The sequence below is a fragment of the Achromobacter colocynthidis genome, assembly GCF_057334535.1.
The window spans coordinates 1-21,782 of sequence record NZ_JBHFIZ010000023.1 but is presented as its reverse complement, the minus strand read 5'-3'; the positions used below and the strand labels follow the sequence as shown (position 1 = coordinate 21,782).

The following is a 21,782-nucleotide window of genomic DNA, read 5'->3' as shown; positions in this document are numbered from 1 at the left end:
GCCCCTCTTTGCGTCTTGCCTGGTACGCCTCTTGCCCGGCCTTAAGCCGGGGTCGCGCTCTTGGGGGCTTTGACCCGCAGACGGCGCATCAGCAGGAACACGGTCAACAAGGCAACCGCGCCATGAATCGCCCACACCCCCACGCCGAAGCTGAGCTTGCCGTTGGATATCCAGGCGCGCGACAAGTTGATCATGTTCATGTAGAGCAAGCCCACCAGGCCTGCAATCAGCAAATCGCCCGAACGCCCCAGGCGCGGGTTCACCGCCCCCAAGGGAATGGCCAGCAGCGCCAGGTTGAGCGCGGCCAGCGGCAAGGAAATGCGCCACATGACCTGCGACCAACTGCTGTCGGTGTTGTCGGCAATCAGTTGCATGGTGGCGCGCGCCTTCGACGAACGCTCGGCCGCGGCGCGGGCTTCGCCAATGGGGTCTTCGCCCGCCTTGCTTTCCAGGCGCAACCCGTATTTGTCGAAGTGCACCAGGCGGATCTCGGGCGTACCCGGCTTGAGGTCGTAGCGATGGCCTTCGCCCAGCACCAGGAAACGGTCGCCATTGGGCAGGGTTTCGCTGTGCGCGCTGCTTGCCGTCAGCACGCTCAACCATTCAGGCCCGGTTTCGCGCGCGAACACGTTGCCCAATTCGTCGGTGGGCTTGACCGGGTCTTCCGAGAAGAACACGCGGCTGCCGCCAGACGATTCCGCGAACTGCCCGGCCGTCACTTTGGACAGGTCGGAACGCTGCTCGAACCGTTCGTGGTATTCGCCGATCTGCCGGTAGGCCCAAGGCGCGGCCACCAGCGTCAAGCCGGCCACTGCCAGGGCCACCGGAATGGCCACCCGCAGCACGGGCCTTAGCCAGTCGGCCAGCGCCAGGCCGCTGGCAAACCACACCACCATTTCGGATTCGCGGTAATTGCGCGTGACGGTCGTCAGCACCGCGATGAAGATGGACACGGCCAGAATGGTCGGCAATGCAGTGATGGTGGACAGCGCAGCCAGCACCACGACGACGTCGGCTCCGATGTTGCCCCCCGCCGCTTCACCGAGCAGGCGCACGAGAAGCACGCTGAGCCACACGACGAGCAACGTGGAAAAGACAACGCCAGCGTGACTGGTGATCTCGCTGACGACAGAGCGTTTAAATAGAGACATGGGAGAATATGCGGGATAATCGACCGCATCATACACAGACATACACGGGAAACCCTCATGGAATTTAGCACACAGACCACTGCTTCCCTGCACCAGGTTAAAACCGCCGCCCTGGCTGTCGGGGTGTACGCGGATGGCGTGTTGAGCCCCGCCGCGGACATCATCGACCGAGCTTCCAACGGCGCCGTGCGCGCCGTGGTCAAGACCGAGTTCCGCGGCCGTGCCGGCTCCACGTTGACGCTGCGCACGCTGCCCGGCGTGACCGCCCAGCGCGTGGTGCTGGTGGGTCTGGGCAAGCAGGAAGAATATTCGGCCCGCGTCCACGCCTCGGCCGAACAAGCCTTCGCCTCGGTCTGCGTGGCCGCCCAACTGACGGAAGGCGTGTCCACGCTGGCCGCCAACCCCATCGCCGACATCGCCATCATTGCCCGCGCGCGCAGCGCCGCCATTGCGGCCGGCGCCGCCACCTATCACTACGACGCCAGCTTCGGCAAACCCGACCGCGACGCCCGCCCCAAGCTCAAGAAGATCGTCCAGGTGGTCGAGCGCGCCGACGCGGCCCAGGCCCAGAAAGGCCTGCGCGAAGGCGCCGCCATTGCCAACGGCATGGAACTGACGCGCACGCTGGGCAATCTGCCCGGCAATATCTGCACGCCCACCTACCTGGGCGACACCGCCAAGCGCCTGGCCCGCGAATTCAAATCCCTGAAGGTTGAGGTGCTGGACCGCAAGCAGGTCGAGGCGCTGGGCATGGGTTCCTTCCTGTCGGTCGCGCGCGGTTCCGCCGAAGCGCTGCGCTTCATCGTGCTGCGCCACGCCGGCGCCAAGGCCGCCAAGAAAGGCGCGAAGAGCGCCCAGGGCCCGATCGTGCTGGTCGGCAAGGGCATCACCTTCGACGCCGGCGGCATCTCGCTCAAGCCCGCCGCCACCATGGACGAAATGAAGTACGACATGTGCGGCGCCGCCAGCGTGCTGGGCTCGTTCCGCGCCCTGGCCGAACTTGAGCTGCCGCTGGACGTGGTCGGCCTGATCCCCGCGTGCGAGAACCTGCCGAGCGGCACCGCCAACAAGCCCGGCGACGTCGTCACCAGCATGGCCGGCCTGACCATCGAAATCCTGAACACCGACGCCGAGGGCCGCCTGGTCCTGTGCGATGCCCTGACCTACGCCGAACGCTTCAAGCCGTCGGCCGTGATCGACATCGCCACGCTGACCGGTGCTTGCGTCGTGGCCCTGGGCCACGTCAACAGCGGCTTGTTCTCGAAAGACGACGCGCTGGCCGAGGCCTTGGCCACGGCTGGCCGCAAGTCGCTGGACACCGCGTGGCGCATGCCGATGGACGACGCCTACCAGGAACAACTGAAGTCCAACTTCGCCGACCTGGCCAACATCGGCGGCCCCCCGGCCGGCGCGGTGACCGCGGCGTGCTTCCTGTCGCGCTTCGCCAAGGCCTACCCGTGGGCTCACCTGGACATCGCCGGCACCGCCTGGCGCGGCGGCAAGGACAAGGGCGCCACCGGCCGCCCCGTGCCCCTGCTGATGCAATATCTGCTGGACCAGGCTTGAAGCCACTGCAACGGAACCGGGCATGACGCGGATCGACTTCGCCTTCGGCGCGCCCGACCGCTTGCGCATGGCCTGCCAGGTCGTGCGCAAGCGCGTTCTGGCAGGGCAGCGGCTGGTGGTGTACTGTAAAGACGGTTCGCGGCTGGCCGCGTTTGACCGCATGCTCTGGGCCTTTGACGACACCTCGTTCGTGCCGCACGTGCTGGCCAACGACCCGCTGGCGCCCGAAACGCCGGTGGTCCTGACAGCGGGAGACCCCCAGCAAGCGGCCCAGGCCGCTCAACCCGAAGCGGGCGCGGATGCCGCCCCGCTGTGGCTGCTCAATCTGGACAACGATTGCCCGCCCGGCTTCGACACCTTCGAGCGCCTGCTTGAAATCGTGTCGGATGACCCGGACGACAAGCAAGCCGCTCGCCAGCGCTGGCGCGTCTACCAGAATGCGGGCCACACCCCGGTAAGCCACGACCTCAGCCGCCAGCCCCCCGGGGGCTGACCTGCCCCATCCATCCCGGCGGGCACCGTGCCCGCCGCGATCTTTTGATATTTGGGAGCCCCCATGCCCTCTCGCTCCAACGATACCGGCATCCCCACCTTGACCCAGCGGGCCGAACCGACGCTCTACGCGCCGCGCGCGCCAGCAGAGCCTGAAGATTCCGGCCCCCCCGTACTGACCGATCGGGCCGATGACGCCCCTGTCCCCGATGCCGACGATGCGTTCCCCTTGCTGACCGACATTGCCGATGGACGCGGCCAGGACTGGGACGTGGACGAAGCCCCGGCGGTTCACGCCAACGCCACGCACACCGCCGCCGCGCTGCCCGACGCGTCGGTGTTGACCGCCCGGTTGCAAGCCGAGGTCGAACAATTGATGCGACGGGCGCTGGCCGACGCCATCGAGCAGATTCAGACGCGCATGGACGCCGAATTACCGAGTATCGTTTCCCGGGTATTGAACGAGGTCCGCCCTGGGTAAACAGGGCGTCCGGCAGCGGGTCTAAATCTTCCAAAAACTGGATTCTTCAGGGAACTGTAAGGTATCCTTCCCCTCTAAGCCTTCTAGGCAATTATTTTTGGCGCATACAGGAGTTCTCCATGAACGAATATCGTCCGTCCCCTTTTAACCGTTCCGGCTCGGTCGCTGGCGCGCCGGGCGAGGTCGCGCGCAATCAAGTGCTGCGCAACACGTACTGGCTCTTGGCCCTCTCGCTGATTCCCACGGTGCTGGGCGCGGCGGTCGGCCTCTACACCGGCATCAACCGTGTCATGGGCGCAAGCCCCGGCCTGTCGGCCATCGTGTTCCTGGTGGGCGCGTTCGGCATGATGTTCGCCATCGAGAAAAACAAGAACAACTCGATGGGCGTGGTGCTGCTGCTTGCCTTCACGTTCTTCATGGGCATCATGTTGTCGCGCCTGCTGGGCTTCGTGATGGGCTTCAGCAACGGTTCGCAGCTTGTCATGACGGCGTTCGGCGGCACGGCGATCGTGTTCGGCACGATGGCCACGCTGGCCACCACCATCAAGCGCGACTTGTCCGGGATGCAGAAATTCCTGTTCATCGGCGCGGTCGTGATCCTGGTTGCGGCGCTGGCCAACATCTTCCTGCAAATGCCCGCACTGATGCTGACCATCTCGGTCATGGCCATCCTGGTGTTCTCGGCGTTCATGCTGGTTGACCTGCAGCGCGTGGTCAATGGTGGTGAAACCAACTACGTGTCCGCCACCCTGGCCATCTACCTGGACGTCTACAACGTCTTCTCGAACCTGCTGATGCTGCTGGGCATCTTCGGCGGCAACCGCGAGTAATCGCACGCCGCAAGTTCAGTACTGAAGGCCTACATTCGCATGTAGGCCTTTTTCTTTGGAGCGTTCCCATGCACGATCGCCGCCGCTTCCTCCAGACCGCCGCCTGCGCCGCCCTGCTGGGACCCGCTGGCGCCGCCCAGGCCCTGAGCGCCAAGCAAGCCATGCTGAAGCGCGCCATTCCGTCCACCAAGGAACAGATACCCGTCATCGGCCTGGGTACCGCCGACACCTTCAACGCTTCGCCCGATGACGCGGCTGCCATGCAGCCCTTGGCGCAGGTGCTGGACGCCTTCACCAAAGCCGGCGGCACTCTGATCGACACCGCCCCCAGCTACGGCCAGGCCGAGGCTGTCGTGGGAGCGCTGCTGGCGCGCCAAAGCGGCAAGGGCAATCCGTACTTCCTGGCGACTAAAATCGGCGCGCGCGGCCACGACGCCGCCATGGAGCAAATCCGCGAATCACAGAAGTACCTGGGCCGCGACAAACTGGACCTGATCCAGATCCACAACCTGATCGACACCCGCAATCAGCTGAGCTTGTTGCGCGACCTGAAGCAGCAAGGCGTGATCCGCTACGTCGGCATCACGCACTACTTGGACCATGCCCACGACGAACTGACTGAACTGGTCGAACGCGAAAAGCCCGATTTTCTTCAGATCAATCTGTCAGTGGGCGCGCGCAACGCCGAAAAGCGCCTGCTGCCGGCTTGCCAGTCCAACGGCGTCGCGGTGCTGATCAACCGCCCCTTCCAGGACGGCGCGCTGTTCCGCCAGGTCAAGGGCCGCGCCCTGCCCGGTCTGGCTGCCGACATCGGCTGCACCTCCTGGGCGCAGATTTTCCTGAAATTCATCATCGGACACCCGGCCGTCACCGCCGTCATTCCCGCCACCTCCAAACCCGCGAACATGGCGGACAACGCATTGGCCGGGTTCGGACCGCAACCCGACGCGGCACTGCGCGACCGCATCGCCGCCCTGCTGGCATAAGCCATGGCCTCAGTCGGCCTTGGCTCCCTGCGTGGCCGCGCGGCGCGGGCCCTGGGCATACACGAAGAAGAAATCGCGCCCGCCGCCTGCGGTTTCGCGTTCTTTTTCTTCCTGTTCTGCGGCTATTTCATGCTGCGCCCCATCCGCGAAACCATGGGCATCCAGGCGGGCGTGAACCAACTGCAATGGCTGTTCACCGCCACCTTCGTCGCCACCTTGGCGGTGGTGCCCCTGTTTGGCGTATTGTCCTCGCGCGTGCCGCGCTCAACGCTGCTGACCTGGGTCTACGGCCTCTTCGCGCTGACCATGGCGGGCTTCGCTGTCCTGCTGTACCTGCAACCGGGCAGCATCTGGGCCGCGCGCGCGTTCTATGTGTGGCTGTCGGTCTTCAATTTGTTCGTGGTTTCCATCGCCTGGAGCCTGATGGCCGACGTGTTCCGCATGGAATCAGCCAAGCGCCTGTTCGCCTTGATTGCCGCCGGCGCCAGCGCGGGCGGGCTGTGCGGTCCGCTGTTGGGCGCGTTGCTGGCCGGCGCGCTTGGCCCGGCGGGCCTGTTGCTATTGTCCGCGCTGCTGCTCACGGCAACCTTGCCGCTCAAGCAATGGCTGTTGCGATGGCGCGCGGCCACGCGGACGGACGTCAGTCTGGAAGACATCAAGCACCCCATTGAAGGCAGCGTCCTGGCCGGCATTTCGCGAATTTTCCGATCACGCTACTTGCTGGGCATTTCGCTGCTGGTGGTACTGCTGGCCACGCTCAACACCTTTCTGTACATGGAGCAGGCGCGACTCGTCGCCGATACGTTTCCCGACACGGCGCAGCGCATCCGCGTCTTCAGCGCGCTGGACTTCACCGTGCAGACGCTGGCGCTGTTGTCGCAGGTGTTCATTACGGGCCGCGTGGCCGCGCGCCTGGGGCTGCGCTTCCTGTTGACCGCGGTGCCGCTGGCCGTGGGGGTGTCGTTCCTGGCCCTGGCCGCGTTTCCGGTCTTTGGCGTGTTGGCGGCCGCCATGATCCTGCGCCGGGCCGGCGAATACGCCCTGATCAGGCCGGGTCGTGAAATGCTGTTCACTGCGGTTCCGCCCGAAGACAAGTACAAAACCAAGAGCGTCATTGACACCGTGGTCTACCGTGGCGGAGACGCCGCCAGCGGGTGGGTCAAGGCGGGGGTGGACATGCTGGGCCATGGCGTGGCGCTGATCGCGCTGTTGGGCGCGGCCGTGGCGCTGGGCGCGGCCGCCGTGGGCTACGCATTGGGAAGGCAGGCCGACGCCAGAAAGCCCGACAACCATTAGTTTTTTCCAAACAAGCATCTTAGTAAACCAAACGGATCTCGCGGGCGGCCGCCGCACAATGGCGCAGCTCTCAACGCCTGGGGAATCGTCATGAAACGCTCTGCCTGCCTTGCCGCCCTGCTGCTTTGCCTTAGCGCCACGTCCGCGCACGCTGCCTATCCCGAAAGGGCCATCACCTTGATCGTGCCTGCGGCCGCGGGTGGCAACGCGGACATCACCGCGCGCCTGATCGGCCAGGAGATGAGCCGTCAGCTTGGCCAGCCCGTCGTGGTGGAAAACCGCGTGGGGGCCGGTGGCCGCATCGGCACCCAGGCAGTGGTTCGCGCCCCAGCCGACGGCTACACCATCGGCTATGCCCACGTTGGCACGCTGGTGCTGCACCGGTTTCTGTTCAAACAACAACTCTACGATCTGGACCGTGACGTGACGCCGATCGGCCTGGTGGCCGAAACCCCGAACGTCATCGTGGTGAACGCGGCCTCGCCCTATCGCGACCTGAAGAGTTTCATCGAGGCCAGCCGCGCCCAGCCCGACCGCCTGACGATGACGTCGGCGGACCCGGGCACGACCAGCGAGGTGGGGGTGAAGCTCTTCATCGCCCAGACCGGCGCGGCCGTGCGCCAGATTCCCTACAAGGCAACGGCCGCGCAGCTCTCCGCCCTGCTTGGCGGCCACGTGGACGCCATGATGGAAAACCTGCCACCGCTGATCGGAAATTTGAAGGACGGCCGCCTGCGCGCGCTGGCCGTCACGACGACGTCCCGCGCCGCCTCCAACCCCGATGTGCCGACGGTGGCCGAACAGGGCTACCCCAACTATGAGCAGTCCGCCTGGAGTGCACTGATCGCCCCGGCCGGTACGCCGCCTGCCGTCATCGACCGCCTGAATGCCGCGATGAACCAGGCGCTGCGATCGGAAAATGTCGCAAAGGAACTGCGCAGCCGTTCCCAGGCGCCGCTGGGCGGCACTCCGCAAGACGTACAAACCCAAATTCGCAAGGAACTGCCCAAATGGGAAAACATCATCAAGGCCGCCACGCTGGATTAAGGCCCATGGGGAATCCTGCGGCGGGCGGTCCTGCGGCAGGCGAACCTGCGGCGGGCGGCCCTTCCGCAGACACCTCGGCGGGAGGCGCCACATGGTTCAGCTAAGCCGGGAAGACTTCTCCGTCGCCGCCGCGACCAACGAATCGGCCTATCGGCGCATCACCATCCCCGTGTTGCGGATCGACGCCGGCCCCGGCCCCTCCGTTGCCCTGATTGCCGGCGTGCATGGCGACGAATGGGAAGGCCAGGCGGCCATCCTGGATCTGTGGCATCACCTGCCCCACGTTCTGCAACGCGGCACGGTCTATCTGCTGCCCGCCGTCAACGCGGAGGCCTCGCTAGCCGGTACAAGGCTGTCTCCCGCCGATGGCGGCAACCTGAACCGCGCCTTCCTGGGCGCCCCGGCGCGCGGCTACACCGAAAGCGTCGCGGCCGCGTTGGAAGCGCGTCTGCTGCCGCGCGTGCAGGCCATGGTCGACGTGCACAGCGGTGGCGCGTCCCTACGCTATCTACCGTCATCCGTGATCACGCGCTACGGCAACGACACCTACGACGAGCGCCTGCCTGCCCTGGCGCGCGCGTTCGGTCTGCCGCATTGCGTGTTCTTTCGCGGCAATGAAGCGGGCTCCATGCCGGCCGCGGCCAGCCGCCACGGCGTATTGCGCCTGAGCGCCGAGATCGGCGGCGGCAGGGAAACCCACGCTGCCCTGGTCGAGCGCTGCCGTGATGGGCTGCTCGGTTGTCTGGGCGAACTGGGCCTGCTGCCCGGCCACACTAGCCCCCGCAACCCGAACATCCAGCTTTACGACCTGGACGCCCCCGCTGCGACGTTGCGCGCAAGCGAGGCGGGGGTGTTCGTGCCCGGTGTGGAACTGGGGCAATCCGTCGCTGCCGGCCAGCAGATTGGCCGCTTGATCGAACCCGCCCGTCCGGACATCCCCATGCGCCCCTTGCACAGCCCCCAAGCAGGCACGGTCGTGTGCCTGCGCGCCATTGCCCGCAGCGACGACGGCGACTGCCTGCTGCAAGTGGCGCCCGCCCTTCCCCTTGAAACTCTCGTGTCGAAATACTGACCCATGCAGATGAACCCAAGATTGTCCGGCCTGCGTTGTATTCGCTGTGCAAGCCTGTGGCCGCCCGGCGACTATCCCGAAGGCTGCGCCCATTGCCTGGCGGCCGGCCACCCCGCCACGCTGGAATGCTGCTACGACTCGTCCGGCGACAATCCCGCCATGCCCTTGCCGATCCTGGCCCCCTTCACGCTGGGTGAAGGCGACACGCCCTGCCTGGAAGCGCTGGACCTGGCGCAGGCCGAAGGCATCGGCCAGCTTTGGCTTAAATGTGAAGGCGCCAACCCCACCGGTAGCCACAAGGACCGCATGGCGGCCCAATTGGTATCGCGGGCAAGGCTGGCCGGCGCCACCCGCGTAGCGGCGGCTTCCAGCGGCAATGCCGGCGTCTCGATCGCCGCCTATTGCGCCGCCGCCGGCTTGCAGGCCGATATCGCCATCACCCGCAACTGCCCTCCCTTGCAGCGCGAAGCCATGCAGCGCTTCGGCGCCAAGCTCAGCGCCTTCGAAGACAGCCTGGCCCGTTGGCCGTACGTGGAAGACCTGTGCCGCAACCACGGCGCATTCGCGGGCACCAATTATTTGAATCCGCCCGTCGGCACACACCCTTACGGCGTCGAGGGCTACAAGCCCATCGCCGCCGAGATCCTGGACCGCTGCGGCCTGCCCACCGACATCATCGTGCCCACCGCGCGCGGCGATCTGCTTTGGGGAATCTTCCTGGGCTGGCAGCACCTGTTGCATAGCGGCCGTATCCAACACCTGCCCCGCCTGCACGCCGTCGAGCCCTATGCGCGCCTGTCGCAAGCTCAAGCCACCGGGGACGCGCGCGGCTTGTGGGACGCGGCAACGGACCTGTACTCCATTGCCGGCGGCACCTGCACGCTACAGTCCCTGGAGGCCTTGACGCGCTCAAGTGGCATGCCGGTGGAAGTATCCGATTCGGCGGCCGCCCAGGCGCAGCAACGGCTGGAACGAAGGGGGATCAGCACCGAGCTGTCTTCGGCGGCCGCGCTGGCGGCAGTGGCTCGGCTGCGGCGCTCAGGCGTATTGGATGCCGAATCGTCGGTGGTGCTGATGCTGACCTCGGACGGACGCCGCGGCTGAACGAGCCTTGCTGCCCTAGACGCCGAAGCGCTCCACCAGCGGGGCCAGCGCGCCGCGCAGGCAGGTGGCCCAGAATTTGCCGGCCTCGGACAGGGGCCGGCTGCCGTGCAGAATCATGTGGCATTCAAAATGCACGGGCGCGGTCAGCGGGCGGTAGCACAGGCCGGCGGCCTCCATCCCCACGGCGGTGGCCGGGTTGGCGATGCCTACCCCATGCCCCGCCAGCGCCAATTGGCACACGGTGCTGGAATACGGGGTTTCGATGGCCACCTTCAGGCTTAGCCCCGCCTGCAACAACAGCGAATCCAGACGCTTGCGCGAGCCGTCCTCCGCATTCAGGGCGATGATCTCGGCATCTGCAAGATGGGCGAATTCCACGCGTTCCACGCGCGCCAGCGCATGGCCGGCGGGAAACACCGCCACGGCACGCAAGCTGGCCAGCCGGTGGCCGAGCAGCCCTTCCAGTTCAGATTCGTCGGCCACCACCGCCAGGTCGAGCTCACCCGACACCACCATATCGCGCAAGCTGTTGGAGTCTCGAATTTGCAGATAGAGCGGCGTGTCGGGATAGCGCGTGCGAAACCGCGAGATCGCGTCGCTGACGATGGTGCCGCCGTACGCATGGATACAACCAATGCGCAGGCGCGGCTGCGCGGCGCCACGTATCGCGCGGATCTTGCGCCCCAGGCTTTCCAGCCCCGCGTTCAAACGGCGAATTTCCTCGTACAGCAAGGTGGCCTCGGGCGTGCGCTGCATCCGCTGGCGCACGCGCTCGAACAAGCGCAACTCAATGCTGGCTTCCAGCGCGGCCAAGGTCGCGCTGACTGTCGCGGGCGACACATCCAGCCGCCGAGCCGCGGCCGTCACGCTTTCCGTTTCGTACACGGTGCGGAACGTCTCGACCTGTTTCAGCGTGAAGGTCATAGGCTGCTTGCGGCACGCTCAGACGCGCTGCAAGTCCATCAGGACGCGGCGGGTAGACAAGGGGCGGCCGGCAAGAATTTCGGCCAGGCGCTCGCGCAAGTCGCGGCGCAACGCGGGTTCGATGGCGGTATCTTCGAAATCGGGCGCGGCTTCGTCCACGCCATAGCCGGTCTCGCGCAGCAAGGTCCATTCAAAGCGGCGCAACGCGCCCGCGGCGCGCGTGCCATTGGACAACTGCTGCAACGCCATGTCGTAGGCATCGAATAACAAGGGGTGGGCGTCCTCACGTGGCAGCAGACGCAGCAAAAGCTCGTTCATGTACCAGGCGGACATCAGTGCGGTGCCGGTCAACGGGCGGATGCCCGCGATTTCGGCGCGCGTCAGCGTCTTGACTTCGCCATTGCCGGTCCAGGACAGCAACAAGGGCTGAAAGGCCGACAACACGGGCCGCAGCACCGAGTAAGGGCGCTTGGCGCCCTTGGCGACCATGGCCACACAGCCATGATCGCGGGAAAAAGTCTGAACAATAAGGGAGGTCTCACGCCACGCGGTGGCGTGCAGCATAAAGCCCGGGCGATCCTGGACGCGAGGCGCCCGTCTACTCATAGCCCAGATCGCGGAGCGCACCCTCGCGGTCGGACCACCCCTTGCGCACCTTGATGTAGACCTCAAGGTGCACGGGCTTGTCCAGCAGCTTGGCGATGTCCTGCCGCGCCTCCGTGGCGATACGCTTCATGTGCATGCCGCCCGTGCCCAAGAGAATGGGCTTGTGGCTGTCGCGCTCGACCACCACGCAGGCGTTGATGCTGGCGCCCTTGGCGGTCTCTTCCCATTGCTCGATGACGACGGTACAGCCGTAGGGCAGCTCGTCGCCGACCAGGCGGAAGATCTTCTCGCGCACCAGTTCGGCGGCAATGAAGCGCATGGGGCGGTCAGTCAGGGTGTCTTCTTCGAACATCGCCTCGCCTTCGGGCAGGCGCGTGGCAATTTCTTCCAGCAACTGATCCAGTTGCTGGTTCTTCGTGGCGCTAATCGGCACCACGGCGCCGAACGGATGCAGCGCCACGATCTTGGAAACGAAGGCGAAGAGATCATCACGATTCTTCATTTGGTCGATCTTCGAGACGACCAGAATCGTGCGTTCCGGGTTGGGCAACAGCGGCAGCAACTTGGCGTCGCCTTCCGACCACTTGCCGGCCTCGACCACATGCACCACCACGTCAACGTCGGCCAGGGCCTGCGTTACGACGCGGTTCATCATGCGGTTCATGGCGCCGCCATGGCGCGTCTGGAAACCGGGGGTATCAACGAAGACGAACTGCTCGTGTTCGCGCGTCAACACGCCATGGATGCGATGGCGCGTGGTCTGCGCCTTGCGCGACACGATGGAGATCTTGGAACCGATCAGGGCGTTGGTCAGCGTGGACTTGCCCACATTGGGGCGGCCAACAATGGCAACAAAGCCGGTACGAAAAGGGGTATCGCTCATTTAGTCTCTTGAGCCACTGCCACGGGCAGCGACAATTGCGCGGTTTTGCGCGCCTTGCCCGACTTGCGGGCAGCCTTGGTGGCCGGGCTGATAGCCAGCGCCGCCTCCAAAGCCAGCTTGGCCGCCGATTGCTCGGCGGCGCGGCGGCTGGCGCCGGGCGCCGTAACCTTGATCTCGAGCGCCGGGATGGCGCACTCGACTTCGAACTGCTGGCTGTGGGCCGCGCCATGCGTGGCCACCACCGTATACAGCGGCAGCGCCAACTTGCGGCCTTGCAGGAATTCCTGCAGCAAGGTCTTGGCGTCCTTGCCCAGCGTTTTGGGGTCAACCGAAGCCAGCACCGGCAGGTACTGGCGCACGATCACGCGGCGCGCGGCCTCAAAGCCCGCGTCCAGAAAGACGGCTCCAAACAGCGCCTCGACCGTGTCGGCAAGAATCGATGGCCGGCGGAACCCGCCGCGTTTCAATTAGCCTTCGCCCAGGCGCAGATACTGCGAGAGCTCCAGGCGCTGGGCGATATCCGCCAGCGAGGCCTGCTTGACCAGATTGGCCCGCAGCCGCGACAGATCGCCTTCGTCAATTTTCGAGTAGCGCTCGAACAGCATGGCCGCCACGACGAAGTTCAGCACGGAATCCCCAAGGAATTCCAAGCGCTCGTTGTGGCGCGCACCATGACTGCGATGCGTCAGTGCCTGTTCAAGCAAAGCCGGATCACCGAAGTGGTGATCCAGGCGGTTTTCTAGCGTGGCTAGCGACATAATCAGTTGAACCGGCCGATGCGGCTGAGATCGCTGAAATTCATCCAGATGAAGAACGCGCGTCCGACGATATTGGCTTCAGGTACGAAGCCCCAGTACCGGCTGTCCGCGCTGTTGTCCCGATTATCACCCATGGCGAAATAACTGCCTTCAGGTACTTTGCAGCGTACCCCATTGCGGCTGTATTGGCAGTTCTGGCGGTGAGGAAATTGCCACATCGGAGAATAATCCTGCGGCTTGTTCTCATCTAGCAGTATTTTGTGCTCAACGTCGCCCAACTTCTCTTTATATTGGGCAATATACGAAACCCGGTCCGGTTCGAAGTAGTCGCCGTCGCGCACATGGGGCACGAGTTCACCGTTGACGTACAGTTTTTTGTCCAGGTAGGCGATTTCATCGCCGGGCAGGCCCACCACACGCTTGATGTAGTCCACGTCCGGATCAACGGGATAGCGGAACACGAACACATCGCCGCGCTTGGGTTCACCAATGTCGATCACCTTCTTGTCGATCACGGGCAGGCGCAAGCCATAGCTGAACTTGTTCACCAGGATCAAGTCACCCGACTGCAGCGTCGGCAACATGGAACCCGACGGAATCCGGAACGGCTCCACCACGAACGAGCGCAGCATGAACACGAACAGAATGACGGGAAAGAAGCTGACGGCGTATTCGATCCACCAGGGCACGCGCCGCGCGATGTCGCCGGCTTCGCGGCGCAGGCGTTCGGCTTCCTGGGCGTCTCCGACCAGGGCCGCATCGTACTGCGCCATTGCCGCTTGCGCCCGCGCTTCGCGGCCACGCCGCAGCACCGCCAGATCAAGCACCCAGATAATGCCGGTCAAGACCAGCAGAACAAACAGGATCAGGGCAAAGTTCCAACTCATCAGCTAACCGCCTTCTTTTGGTTCTACTTGTCTTCCACTTGCAGGATGGCCAAGAACGCCTCCTGCGGAATCTCAACGCTACCCACCTGCTTCATGCGCTTCTTGCCGGCCTTCTGCTTTTCAAGCAGCTTCTTCTTGCGCGAGATATCGCCGCCGTAGCACTTGGCCAGCACGTTCTTGCGCAGGGCCTTCACGTTTTCACGCGCGATGATTTCGGCGCCGATGGCGGCCTGGATGACCACGTCGAACATCTGGCGGGGAATCAGCCCACGCATGCGCGTGACGACGTCACGGGCGCGATGGCGTGCGTTGCTGCGGTGAACGATCACAGCCAGCGCGTCGACACGGTCGTTGTTGATAAGGAGGTCAACACGCACCACGTCGGCCGAGCGGTATTCCAGGAATTCGTAGTCCATCGAGGCGTAGCCGCGCGATACCGACTTCAGCTTGTCGAAGAAGTCGAGCACGATTTCGGCCAGCGGAATCTCGTACACCAGGTGCACCTGGCGGCCGTGATAGCTCATGTTGATCTGCGAACCCCGCTTGTTGTTGCACAGGGTCATGACCGGGCCGACGTAGTCCTGCGGCATGAACAGCGTGACCTTCACGATGGGTTCGCGAATGTCCTGGATCTTGCCCACTTCGGGCATGCGCGACGGGCTTTCCACGGTAATCACGGAGCCATCGCGCTGCTCGACTTCATACACCACCGACGGCGCGGTGGTGATGATGTCCATGTCGAATTCGCGCTCCAGGCGTTCTTGCACGATTTCCATGTGCAACAAGCCCAGGAAGCCGCAGCGGAAGCCAAAACCCAGCGCTTGCGACACTTCCGGTTCGAACATCAGCGCGGCGTCGTTCAGCTTGAGCTTGTCGAGCGAATCGCGCAGTTGGTCGTATTCAGAGCTTTCCACCGGATACAGGCCGGCGAACACCTGCGGCTTCACTTCCTTGAAGCCGGGCAGCGCGGACGGCGCGGGCTTGTTGGCCAGCGTGACCGTATCGCCCACCTTGGCGTCTTCCAACTGCTTGATGCCGGCGATGATGAAGCCCACTTCGCCCGCCGACAGGTGCGGACGCTGTTGCGACTTCGGCGTGAACACACCGGTCTGCTCGCACAGGTGGGTGGCGCCGGAGGCCATCAGCAGGATCTTGTCCTTGGGCTTGAGCACGCCGTTGATGATGCGCACCAGCATGACCACGCCCACGTAGTTGTCGAACCACGAGTCGATGATCAGGGCTTGCAGCGGCGCCTCGGGGTCACCCTTGGGCGCGGGCACGCGCGCCACGATGGTTTCCAGGATTTCGTCGATGCCCATGCCCGTCTTGGCGCTGGCCAGCACCGCTTCGGAGGCATCGATGCCGATGACGTCTTCCACTTCCTGGCGCGCGCCTTCGGGATCCGCCTGCGGCAGGTCCATCTTGTTCAGCACCGGCACCACTTCCACGCCCAGCTCGATGGCGGTGTAGCAGTTGGCGACCGTCTGCGCTTCCACGCCCTGCGACGCGTCCACCACCAGCAGCGCGCCTTCGCAGGCCGACAGCGAGCGGCTGACTTCGTACGAGAAGTCCACGTGCCCCGGGGTGTCGATCAGGTTCAGGTTGTAGACCTTGCCGTCATTCGCCTTGTATTGCAGGGAGGCGGTCTGGGCCTTGATGGTGATGCCGCGTTCGCGCTCGATTTCCATGGAATCGAGCACCTGCGCCGACATTTCGCGATCCGCCAATCCGCCGCAGCGCTGGATCAAGCGATCGGCCAAGGTCGATTTGCCATGATCGATGTGGGCAATGATGGAGAAGTTGCGAATATGCTGCATGCTTGAAATTATAAGGGACGGAACACTCGGCACCAGGCCGGAAGACGCCGCCGCCGGAGAACACACGGCTGACGAGAGGGGCGCTGACGGGGCAAAACCCGGGCAAAACGAGGGGGCGCCAAGCGCCCCCTCTTGCGGCAACCAGCCATTTTAGCCGGTCTTGGGCAATTTTTTCTGCCGGCTGCCCGCAGCCTGGCAAAAAGGCGCCCCACCGGGGCAAACCTGCCCTACTTCGATGCAGGCACCGCGACCCATTGGGTCTGGTCCCCACGGCGCACCAGCAGACCCACAGTGCGGCTCTTGTCGAGCTTGGCCACGAGTTCGCCGAATTGCTTGGCACCCGTCACGTCGGTGTCGTTCAAAGCCAACACGATGTCGCCTTCCTGCAGGCCGGCCTTGCCGGCCGCGCCCTCGGCGGCCTTCACCTGGACGCCACCCTTGATGCGCAGCTTCTTCTGCACGTCGGCCGGCACATCCACCACACCCAGGCCCAGCGCATTGGTCACTTCCGGCACGGGCGCCGCTTTCTTTTCGGCCGCGGCCGCCTTTTCGGTCGGGATCTCACCCACCTTGACCGCCAACGTCAGGCTCTTGCCCTTGCGCCACACTTGCATGTCGGCGCGCGTGCCAGGCTTGGTTTCACCCACGATGCGCGGCAGGTCGGACCAGCGCTTGATCGGTTCGTTGTTGAACTTCAAGATCACGTCGCCCGGCTGCACGCCCGCTTGTTCGGCGGGGCCATCGACTTCAACGCTGCTGACCAGCGCGCCTTCCGCCCTGGGCAGCCCGATGGCTTCGGCCACGTCCTTGCCCACTTCACCGATCTGCACGCCAACCCGGCCGCGAGTCACCTTGCCGGTGGTGCGCAATTGGTCCACGACGCGCATTGCTTCGTCGATGGGGATGGCCAGGGAAATACCCATGAAGCCGCCACTGCGCGAAATGATCTGGGAGTTGATACCCACAACCTCGCCATCCAGGTTGATCAAGGGCCCGCCCGAATTACCCGGGTTGACGGCAACGTCCGTCTGGATGAACGGCAGGTATTCACCGGTGTCGCGACCGATCGCGCTGACAATGCCCGAGGTCACGGTGGAATCCAGGCCAAACGGCGAACCGATCGCCAGCACCCATTGGCCCTTCTTCAGCTTCTTGGGGTCGCCAATCACCAGCGGAACCATGTCCTTGGCTTCGATCTTGATCAGCGCCACGTCGGTACGTTCGTCGGTGCCGATGACCTTGGCTTTGAACTCACGTCCGTCGGTCAAGGTGACGTAGATATCCGTTGCGTCAACCACCACGTGGTTGTTGGTCAGGATGTAGCCGTCGTCAGACACAAAAAAGCCCGATCCCACGCCGCGCGGCACGGTCCGCTCTTCAGGCTGGGGCCGCTGGCGCGGCGCAGGCACTTGCCCGCCGCCGCCAGGGGGTTGAATGTCGGGGCCGAAGAACCAGCGGAAGAGTTCGTAGGGGTCGCTACCGCCGCCGGGGCCAGGCCCACGGACCGGCACGGTGGCCGTCGTACGGATGTTAACCACCGCCGGGTCAGCTTTTTCGACAATCCCCGTGAAGTCGGGCAACGCCACCAAGGGCGTTTGCGCGACAGAAGCGGGCACATAGGCGGCAGACATGAAAACCCCTGCTGCCACGGCCACCAGAAAGCGCCGGAAAAAAGCGTTCGACACCGTCATTGCTTTCATAAGTTACTCCGAAGTTGCTGCTTGCTGCCTGTAGCCCGGGCCTGAATCACTTGGACCCAGCGGCCGGCACGTATTCTGTCGCTTGCGCAAGTTGTTCCAGCGTTGCCACGGGCACCTCGCCCACGGCCGTCAACCAGTAATCAGCAATGCGCGTGCCATACACCGTGATGGCCCCGCGCTGCGCGGCCCCGGGCGGCGGATGATGTCCGCGCTCGCTGTCATAGGGCTCGATGAAAACCGAGATGGCCGCCAAGCCGTCGGACAACACCATCTGGCTGACCGCCGCGCCGCGCCCCATCGACCGCGACACCTGCATGACCACCTTGAAGCCCTTGGGGGCAGGAATGCGCCAGCCCTGGGCCGTCAGGTCGACCGGCGTCATGGTCGATTCCAGCACCTTCCAGTCGCGCGTGCTCCAGCGCGAACTCAGTTGTTGCGGATCGACTTCCGAGCCCAGGCGCAGCGACGTGAACGACACTTGCTCAACCACGCCCCGGGCAGCATTCAGCGTCTGCGCCTTGAGCAACAGATTGGTTTCAACGTCGGCGCAAAGGCGATAGCCATAGCGCAGCTTGTCCAGCGGTTCGATCGTGATCAGGCGGCATTCGCGGCCCGCCACCCGGTGCAGCTTGGCCTCGGTGCGGATTTTGTAGTGCTCGGCAAGATTGGCCGGATCACCCAGCAACAAGCCGGGAAAGCGGTCGCCGCGCCGGCGTTCGATCAGCACGGTCTTGCGCTCGGGAATCAGGCACTGTACGTCGTCGTTGTGACGCAGGTATTCACGCGGCTGGCCGTCCAGGATCTCGAGGCGCTCGCGCTCGCCGGTGCCGTCCAACATGTGCACCAGGCGCGAGGACTGGATCATTTCGCCCTGCTGATACATGAAGACGCCCGCATAGTCCTGCTTGCGCGCGGCTTGCTGGATGCGCGTCAGCAGTTGGACGACGTCATCCGTGGCCGGGGCCGCATCGGCGGCGCGCGCCGGCTCATGGGCAGACAGAAAAGCGGTCAGAAGCGTAGCGGCAAACCATCCGGCGCGATGTGCGTTCCAGGAGGCTGCGCGCGGCCAACGTGTCGGTAACGCCAGCGCCATCAACGTCCGGCTCCGGCGTCGAACGAGACTTGTCGGACCGCGCTGGGGCCGGCCATCTGGCGATGGGCCTCGAGGTAGTCGCGCAGGCCGGCGTCATCAGCGGCGGAGACCGCCGTGGGCGTGCCGCTGGCATCGGCCAGCACGCGCACTTCCGTGGCCGGCGTGCCGGTCAGGTAAGGCTGCGCCACCCAGGCGACCGTAGCCACCGCAGCCGCCACGGCCAGGCCGGACAGGCCGACCCGCAACGGCGAACGTCGGCGCGGCGCGGCCACGATAGGCAGTTCCGCGTCAAGCGCACGCGCCAGCCGCGACTGGAACGCGGCGCTGGGCGTCAATGCCAGATCAGCATTGCGTAGAGAATCACCGATCAAATGATAGGTGTCCCAGGTCTGACGTCCTTCCTTGGACAACAGACTGGAAAGAATATCGTCGGAATCTTCTCCGTCCATCCAGGCGGAAACCGATTCCTCCCAGGAGGCCTCGGCGATTTCAACGGACTTGGCTGCTGTTTGCATGACTGCCACTCCTTACCAGCGACGCTCGGCATCGGTGCCAAGCAATGGACGCAATTTGGTCGCGATGGCCTCACGCGCACGAAAAATGCGGGAGCGCACCGTACCAATGGGGCAATCCATGCTTTGGGCGATGTCTTCGTAACTCATACCTTCGATTTCACGCAGGACAATTGCGGTGCGCAACTCTTCGGGCAATTCCTCGATGGCCGCGTTCACCGTCTCGGCGATTTCGCGGCTGGCAACCATGGATTCCGGCGTGCTTATGTCGGTTAGGTTGTCGGTTTCGTTAAAAGTTTCACCGTCTTCCGTTTCTATCGCATTGGGCGCGCTGGGACGCCGGCCTTGCGAGGCCAGCCAATTGCGAGCCGTATTGATGGCGATACGATACAACCAGGTGTAAAAAGCGCTGTCGCCCCGGAATTGGGGCAAGGCCCGATAAGCCTTGATGAACGCTTCCTGGGCTACATCCTCGATTTCCGAGGGGTCGCGGATCATCCGGGCCAGCAGGCGCAGGATCTTGCGCTGGTACTTGAGCACCAGCAGATCAAAGGCCTTCTTGTCGCCCCGTTGAACGCGCGCGACCAACTCCGCGTCGACTTCGCGCTCGCTCATGACGTCTCCCGCCTACGTGCCGCCGGGCGAGCCTGCTGCGTTGTACCCGTCAGCAGGCAAAGGCGCCGCCAAGACTGGGGGTGCAACGTCCGCTGCCAGACGGTGAGGGTGATTGTGCTATTTGTAAAGACGGTACTCCCGGTGGGCAAGGGCTGCAAAATGAGCGTAAGCCAGCGAGGGCCGCGCTGGTGATCCAACAAGCGCGCGTCTTGCCCGCCTTGCGGCTGGCGAACCTGCCAGCGCCCCGCCCCGGCCGCCGTGCGCAAAGCCGATACTGGGGACGGTCCGCTCCGTGCCGAGTGTAACAGCCAGGCCGGCACCAGCAGCAGCGCAATTGCCACTACCGCGGCCTCTGCCGCCATGCCGTGCCAGGACAGCGCCATCAAGGCGCTGCCGGCCGCGACTACGACGGCCAGACCGTAGAGCGCATGGACGCCGGCCGGCCGCCCGATGGGCACATGCAGCGACCAGCGCCCTGCGTCGGAGCCTTCCAAATCAAACCCGGCGCACGGCCATCGAGCCGTTGGTGCCGCCGAAGCCGAACGAGTTGGACAGGCCGACTTCAATCTTCATCTGCCGCGCTTCGTTCGCGCAGTAGTCGAGATCGCATTCAGGATCTTGATTGAAGATGTTGATGGTAGGCGGCGAAACCTGGTTGTACACGGCCAAGGTCGTGAACACTGCCTCGATGCCGCCGGCCGCGCCGAGCAAGTGCCCGGTCATGGACTTGGTCGAATTGACCACCAGCTTCTTGGCGTGATCGCCGAACGCCAGCTTCAGCGCCTCGGTTTCGTTCTTGTCGCCCAGGGGGGTGGACGTGCCGTGCGCGTTGACATACTGGATGTCGTCCACGTTCAGGCCGCCATTGCGCAGCGCGTTGATGACGCCTCGGCGCGGGCCGTCCTTGTCCGGAGCCGTGATGTGGTGCGCGTCCGAGCTCATGCCGTAACCGGCCAGTTCGCCATAGATGCGCGCACCGCGCTTCTTGGCGTGCTCGTACTCTTCCAGGACCAGGACGCCAGCGCCTTCGCCCAGGACGAAGCCGTCGCGGTCACGATCCCAGGGGCGCGAAGCCGTCTGAGGATCATCGTTGCGGGTCGACAAGGCGCGCATGGCGGCAAAACCGCCGATGCCCAGCGGCGACACGGTCGATTCAGCACCGCCCGCCACCATGACGTCTGCGTCGCCGTATTCGATCAGGCGCGCGGCGTCGCCGATGCAATGCAGGCCAGTCGTGCAAGCCGAGACAACGGCGTAGCTGGGGCCCTTCATGCCATAGGCAATCGACAAATGACCGGAGATCAGGTTGATCAGCGAACCCGGCACGAAGAACGGCGAAATACGTCGCGGACCCTTGGCCATGTATTCGACCTGGGTTTCTTCGATGCGCGGCAAACCGCCGATGCCGGAGCCCACGATCACGCCAATGCGCTCGGCATTGGCTTCGGTGACTTCCAGGCCGCAGTCACGCCATGCCTGCATCCCGGCGGCCAGGCCGTAATGGATGAAGGTATCCATCTGGCGGGCTTCTTTGCTCGAGATATAGGTGCTGATGTCGAAGTCTTTGACTTCGCCAGCAATGTGCGTGGTGATGGCCGAGGGATCGAAACGGGTGATGCGGCTGATGCCAGAACGTCCGTTGACGATATTGTCCCAAGCGGTGGTCAGGTCGTTTCCAACGGGAGAAACGATACCCAGGCCGGTGATGACGACACGTCGCTTCACGGATGACTCCTCAAACAGACAAAAGAAAGGCGGTTTTCGGGATGCGCTGCACGTGTGGCCCACGCGAAAGCGGGTCGGGCTTTACAACGCCCTTCCCGCACGCGGACCACACGGCAAATTCCTGAAACCGCCCCGTTTCCCGGTTGGCCCCGAAAGTCGGGCAACCGGAAGGATATAAATCGAGCTTACTGCTTACCGTGCGAATTGATGTAGTCAATCGCTTGTTGCACGGTCGTG

General features: G+C 64.4%; 20 protein-coding genes and 1 pseudogene. 9 read left to right on the top strand and 12 right to left on the bottom strand.

All coding sequences use genetic code 11. The annotated features are described in order from the left end of the window. Positions 1 to 41 precede the first annotated feature (41 nt). Positions 42 to 1,151 (bottom strand): LPS export ABC transporter permease LptF, encoded by a 1,110-nt coding sequence (gene lptF / locus ACE04A_RS08035; RefSeq protein ID WP_485820026.1) that lies wholly within the window; start codon positions 1,149 to 1,151, stop codon positions 42 to 44. Positions 1,152 to 1,208: 57 nt separating this feature from the next. Here lptF and ACE04A_RS08030 point away from each other — a divergent pair, with 57 nt between their 5' ends. The 9 genes from ACE04A_RS08030 (at position 1,209) to ACE04A_RS07990 (ending at position 10,025) form a co-directional block, all read left to right on the top strand. Further along, complete coding sequence (locus ACE04A_RS08030; protein ID WP_259251863.1) at positions 1,209 to 2,717, top strand: leucyl aminopeptidase; 1,509 nt, start codon at positions 1,209 to 1,211, stop codon at positions 2,715 to 2,717. Between the two features lie 22 nt (positions 2,718 to 2,739). Beyond that, positions 2,740 to 3,210 carry a DNA polymerase III subunit chi gene (locus tag ACE04A_RS08025; RefSeq protein WP_279995942.1) on the top strand — a complete coding sequence of 157 codons (471 nt, stop codon included), beginning with the start codon at positions 2,740 to 2,742 and terminating at the stop codon, positions 3,208 to 3,210. A 63-nt stretch (positions 3,211 to 3,273) separates the two neighbouring features. Beyond that, positions 3,274 to 3,690, top strand: a complete 417-nt coding sequence (locus ACE04A_RS08020) for a hypothetical protein (protein WP_448718555.1) — start codon at positions 3,274 to 3,276, stop codon at positions 3,688 to 3,690. A gap of 119 nt (positions 3,691 to 3,809) precedes the next feature. Continuing rightward, on the top strand, positions 3,810 to 4,520 hold the full coding sequence (locus ACE04A_RS08015) for a Bax inhibitor-1/YccA family protein (RefSeq protein ID WP_050447648.1): 711 nt from the start codon (positions 3,810 to 3,812) through the stop codon (positions 4,518 to 4,520). A gap of 68 nt (positions 4,521 to 4,588) precedes the next feature. Continuing rightward, a complete protein-coding gene (locus ACE04A_RS08010; protein ID WP_448718556.1) occupies positions 4,589 to 5,506 on the top strand; it encodes an aldo/keto reductase in 918 nt (305 codons plus the stop codon). A gap of 3 nt (positions 5,507 to 5,509) precedes the next feature. Continuing rightward, positions 5,510 to 6,802 carry an NTP/NDP exchange transporter gene (locus tag ACE04A_RS08005; protein ID WP_100857312.1) on the top strand — a complete coding sequence of 431 codons (1,293 nt, stop codon included), beginning with the start codon at positions 5,510 to 5,512 and terminating at the stop codon, positions 6,800 to 6,802. A 90-nt stretch (positions 6,803 to 6,892) separates the two neighbouring features. Next, on the top strand, positions 6,893 to 7,849 hold the full coding sequence (locus ACE04A_RS08000) for a Bug family tripartite tricarboxylate transporter substrate binding protein (protein WP_485820025.1): 957 nt from the start codon (positions 6,893 to 6,895) through the stop codon (positions 7,847 to 7,849). Between the two features lie 91 nt (positions 7,850 to 7,940). Then, on the top strand, positions 7,941 to 8,921 hold the full coding sequence (locus ACE04A_RS07995) for a M14 family metallopeptidase (protein ID WP_485820024.1): 981 nt from the start codon (positions 7,941 to 7,943) through the stop codon (positions 8,919 to 8,921). 3 nt (positions 8,922 to 8,924) lie between these two features. Next, a complete protein-coding gene (locus ACE04A_RS07990; protein WP_448718558.1) occupies positions 8,925 to 10,025 on the top strand; it encodes a pyridoxal-phosphate dependent enzyme in 1,101 nt (366 codons plus the stop codon). 15 nt (positions 10,026 to 10,040) lie between these two features. On the opposite strand, the gene ACE04A_RS07985 is transcribed toward ACE04A_RS07990, so the two are convergent. From ACE04A_RS07985 to fabF, 11 genes and pseudogenes are all read right to left on the bottom strand, one after another. Beyond that, complete coding sequence (locus ACE04A_RS07985; RefSeq protein WP_448718559.1) at positions 10,041 to 10,949, bottom strand: LysR family transcriptional regulator; 909 nt, start codon at positions 10,947 to 10,949, stop codon at positions 10,041 to 10,043. Between the two features lie 18 nt (positions 10,950 to 10,967). Next, entirely contained in the window at positions 10,968 to 11,555 is a 588-nt protein-coding gene (gene recO, locus ACE04A_RS07980) for a DNA repair protein RecO (protein ID WP_259251871.1), read from the bottom strand. Then, the gene (era, locus tag ACE04A_RS07975; protein WP_279995936.1) at positions 11,548 to 12,438 is read right to left on the bottom strand and encodes a GTPase Era; all 891 of its coding nucleotides are present in this window, start codon (positions 12,436 to 12,438) and stop codon (positions 11,548 to 11,550) included. Before era ends, recO begins: the two co-directional genes overlap by 8 nt. Continuing rightward, a pseudogene (rnc, locus tag ACE04A_RS07970) lies at positions 12,435 to 13,196 on the bottom strand (ribonuclease III). The gene era and the pseudogene rnc overlap by 4 nt, the downstream one beginning before the upstream one ends. A gap of 2 nt (positions 13,197 to 13,198) precedes the next feature. Beyond that, on the bottom strand, positions 13,199 to 14,083 hold the full coding sequence (gene lepB / locus ACE04A_RS07965; RefSeq protein WP_259251873.1) for a signal peptidase I: 885 nt from the start codon (positions 14,081 to 14,083) through the stop codon (positions 13,199 to 13,201). A 23-nt stretch (positions 14,084 to 14,106) separates the two neighbouring features. Continuing rightward, entirely contained in the window at positions 14,107 to 15,900 is a 1,794-nt protein-coding gene (lepA, locus tag ACE04A_RS07960; RefSeq protein ID WP_100857321.1) for a translation elongation factor 4, read from the bottom strand. A 227-nt stretch (positions 15,901 to 16,127) separates the two neighbouring features. Further along, positions 16,128 to 17,600, bottom strand: a complete 1,473-nt coding sequence (locus tag ACE04A_RS07955) for a Do family serine endopeptidase (RefSeq protein WP_259251874.1) — start codon at positions 17,598 to 17,600, stop codon at positions 16,128 to 16,130. Positions 17,601 to 17,646: 46 nt separating this feature from the next. Then, the gene (locus tag ACE04A_RS07950) at positions 17,647 to 18,693 is read right to left on the bottom strand and encodes a MucB/RseB family sigma factor regulatory protein (protein WP_259251875.1); all 1,047 of its coding nucleotides are present in this window, start codon (positions 18,691 to 18,693) and stop codon (positions 17,647 to 17,649) included. After that, positions 18,693 to 19,208 (bottom strand): sigma-E factor negative regulatory protein, encoded by a 516-nt coding sequence (locus ACE04A_RS07945; RefSeq protein ID WP_259251876.1) that lies wholly within the window; start codon positions 19,206 to 19,208, stop codon positions 18,693 to 18,695. The genes ACE04A_RS07950 and ACE04A_RS07945 overlap by 1 nt, the downstream gene beginning before the upstream one ends. A 12-nt stretch (positions 19,209 to 19,220) precedes the next feature. Then, on the bottom strand, positions 19,221 to 19,820 hold the full coding sequence (rpoE, locus tag ACE04A_RS07940; protein WP_006218045.1) for an RNA polymerase sigma factor RpoE: 600 nt from the start codon (positions 19,818 to 19,820) through the stop codon (positions 19,221 to 19,223). Positions 19,821 to 20,315: 495 nt separating this feature from the next. Continuing rightward, positions 20,316 to 21,545 (bottom strand): beta-ketoacyl-ACP synthase II, encoded by a 1,230-nt coding sequence (fabF, locus tag ACE04A_RS07935; protein ID WP_259251877.1) that lies wholly within the window; start codon positions 21,543 to 21,545, stop codon positions 20,316 to 20,318. Between the last annotated feature and the right edge of the window lie 237 nt (positions 21,546 to 21,782).

Coding starts and splice junctions, on each gene's coding strand:
- ACE04A_RS07955 (WP_259251874.1), bottom strand. CDS start 17,600: ATGAAAGCAATGACGGTGTCGAACGCTTTTTTCCGGCGCTTTCTGGTG.
- lepA (WP_100857321.1), bottom strand. CDS start 15,900: ATGCAGCATATTCGCAACTTCTCCATCATTGCCCACATCGATCATGGC.
- lepB (WP_259251873.1), bottom strand. CDS start 14,083: ATGAGTTGGAACTTTGCCCTGATCCTGTTTGTTCTGCTGGTCTTGACC.
- rpoE (WP_006218045.1), bottom strand. CDS start 19,820: ATGAGCGAGCGCGAAGTCGACGCGGAGTTGGTCGCGCGCGTTCAACGG.
- ACE04A_RS07995 (WP_485820024.1), top strand. CDS start 7,941: ATGGTTCAGCTAAGCCGGGAAGACTTCTCCGTCGCCGCCGCGACCAAC.
- ACE04A_RS07950 (WP_259251875.1), bottom strand. CDS start 18,693: ATGGCGCTGGCGTTACCGACACGTTGGCCGCGCGCAGCCTCCTGGAAC.
- ACE04A_RS08000 (WP_485820025.1), top strand. CDS start 6,893: ATGAAACGCTCTGCCTGCCTTGCCGCCCTGCTGCTTTGCCTTAGCGCC.
- era (WP_279995936.1), bottom strand. CDS start 12,438: ATGAGCGATACCCCTTTTCGTACCGGCTTTGTTGCCATTGTTGGCCGC.
- ACE04A_RS08005 (WP_100857312.1), top strand. CDS start 5,510: ATGGCCTCAGTCGGCCTTGGCTCCCTGCGTGGCCGCGCGGCGCGGGCC.
- ACE04A_RS08015 (WP_050447648.1), top strand. CDS start 3,810: ATGAACGAATATCGTCCGTCCCCTTTTAACCGTTCCGGCTCGGTCGCT.
- ACE04A_RS08025 (WP_279995942.1), top strand. CDS start 2,740: ATGACGCGGATCGACTTCGCCTTCGGCGCGCCCGACCGCTTGCGCATG.
- ACE04A_RS08020 (WP_448718555.1), top strand. CDS start 3,274: ATGCCCTCTCGCTCCAACGATACCGGCATCCCCACCTTGACCCAGCGG.
- ACE04A_RS07985 (WP_448718559.1), bottom strand. CDS start 10,949: ATGACCTTCACGCTGAAACAGGTCGAGACGTTCCGCACCGTGTACGAA.
- recO (WP_259251871.1), bottom strand. CDS start 11,555: ATGAGTAGACGGGCGCCTCGCGTCCAGGATCGCCCGGGCTTTATGCTG.
- ACE04A_RS08010 (WP_448718556.1), top strand. CDS start 4,589: ATGCACGATCGCCGCCGCTTCCTCCAGACCGCCGCCTGCGCCGCCCTG.
- lptF (WP_485820026.1), bottom strand. CDS start 1,151: ATGTCTCTATTTAAACGCTCTGTCGTCAGCGAGATCACCAGTCACGCT.
- ACE04A_RS07945 (WP_259251876.1), bottom strand. CDS start 19,208: ATGCAAACAGCAGCCAAGTCCGTTGAAATCGCCGAGGCCTCCTGGGAG.
- ACE04A_RS08030 (WP_259251863.1), top strand. CDS start 1,209: ATGGAATTTAGCACACAGACCACTGCTTCCCTGCACCAGGTTAAAACC.
- ACE04A_RS07990 (WP_448718558.1), top strand. CDS start 8,925: ATGCAGATGAACCCAAGATTGTCCGGCCTGCGTTGTATTCGCTGTGCA.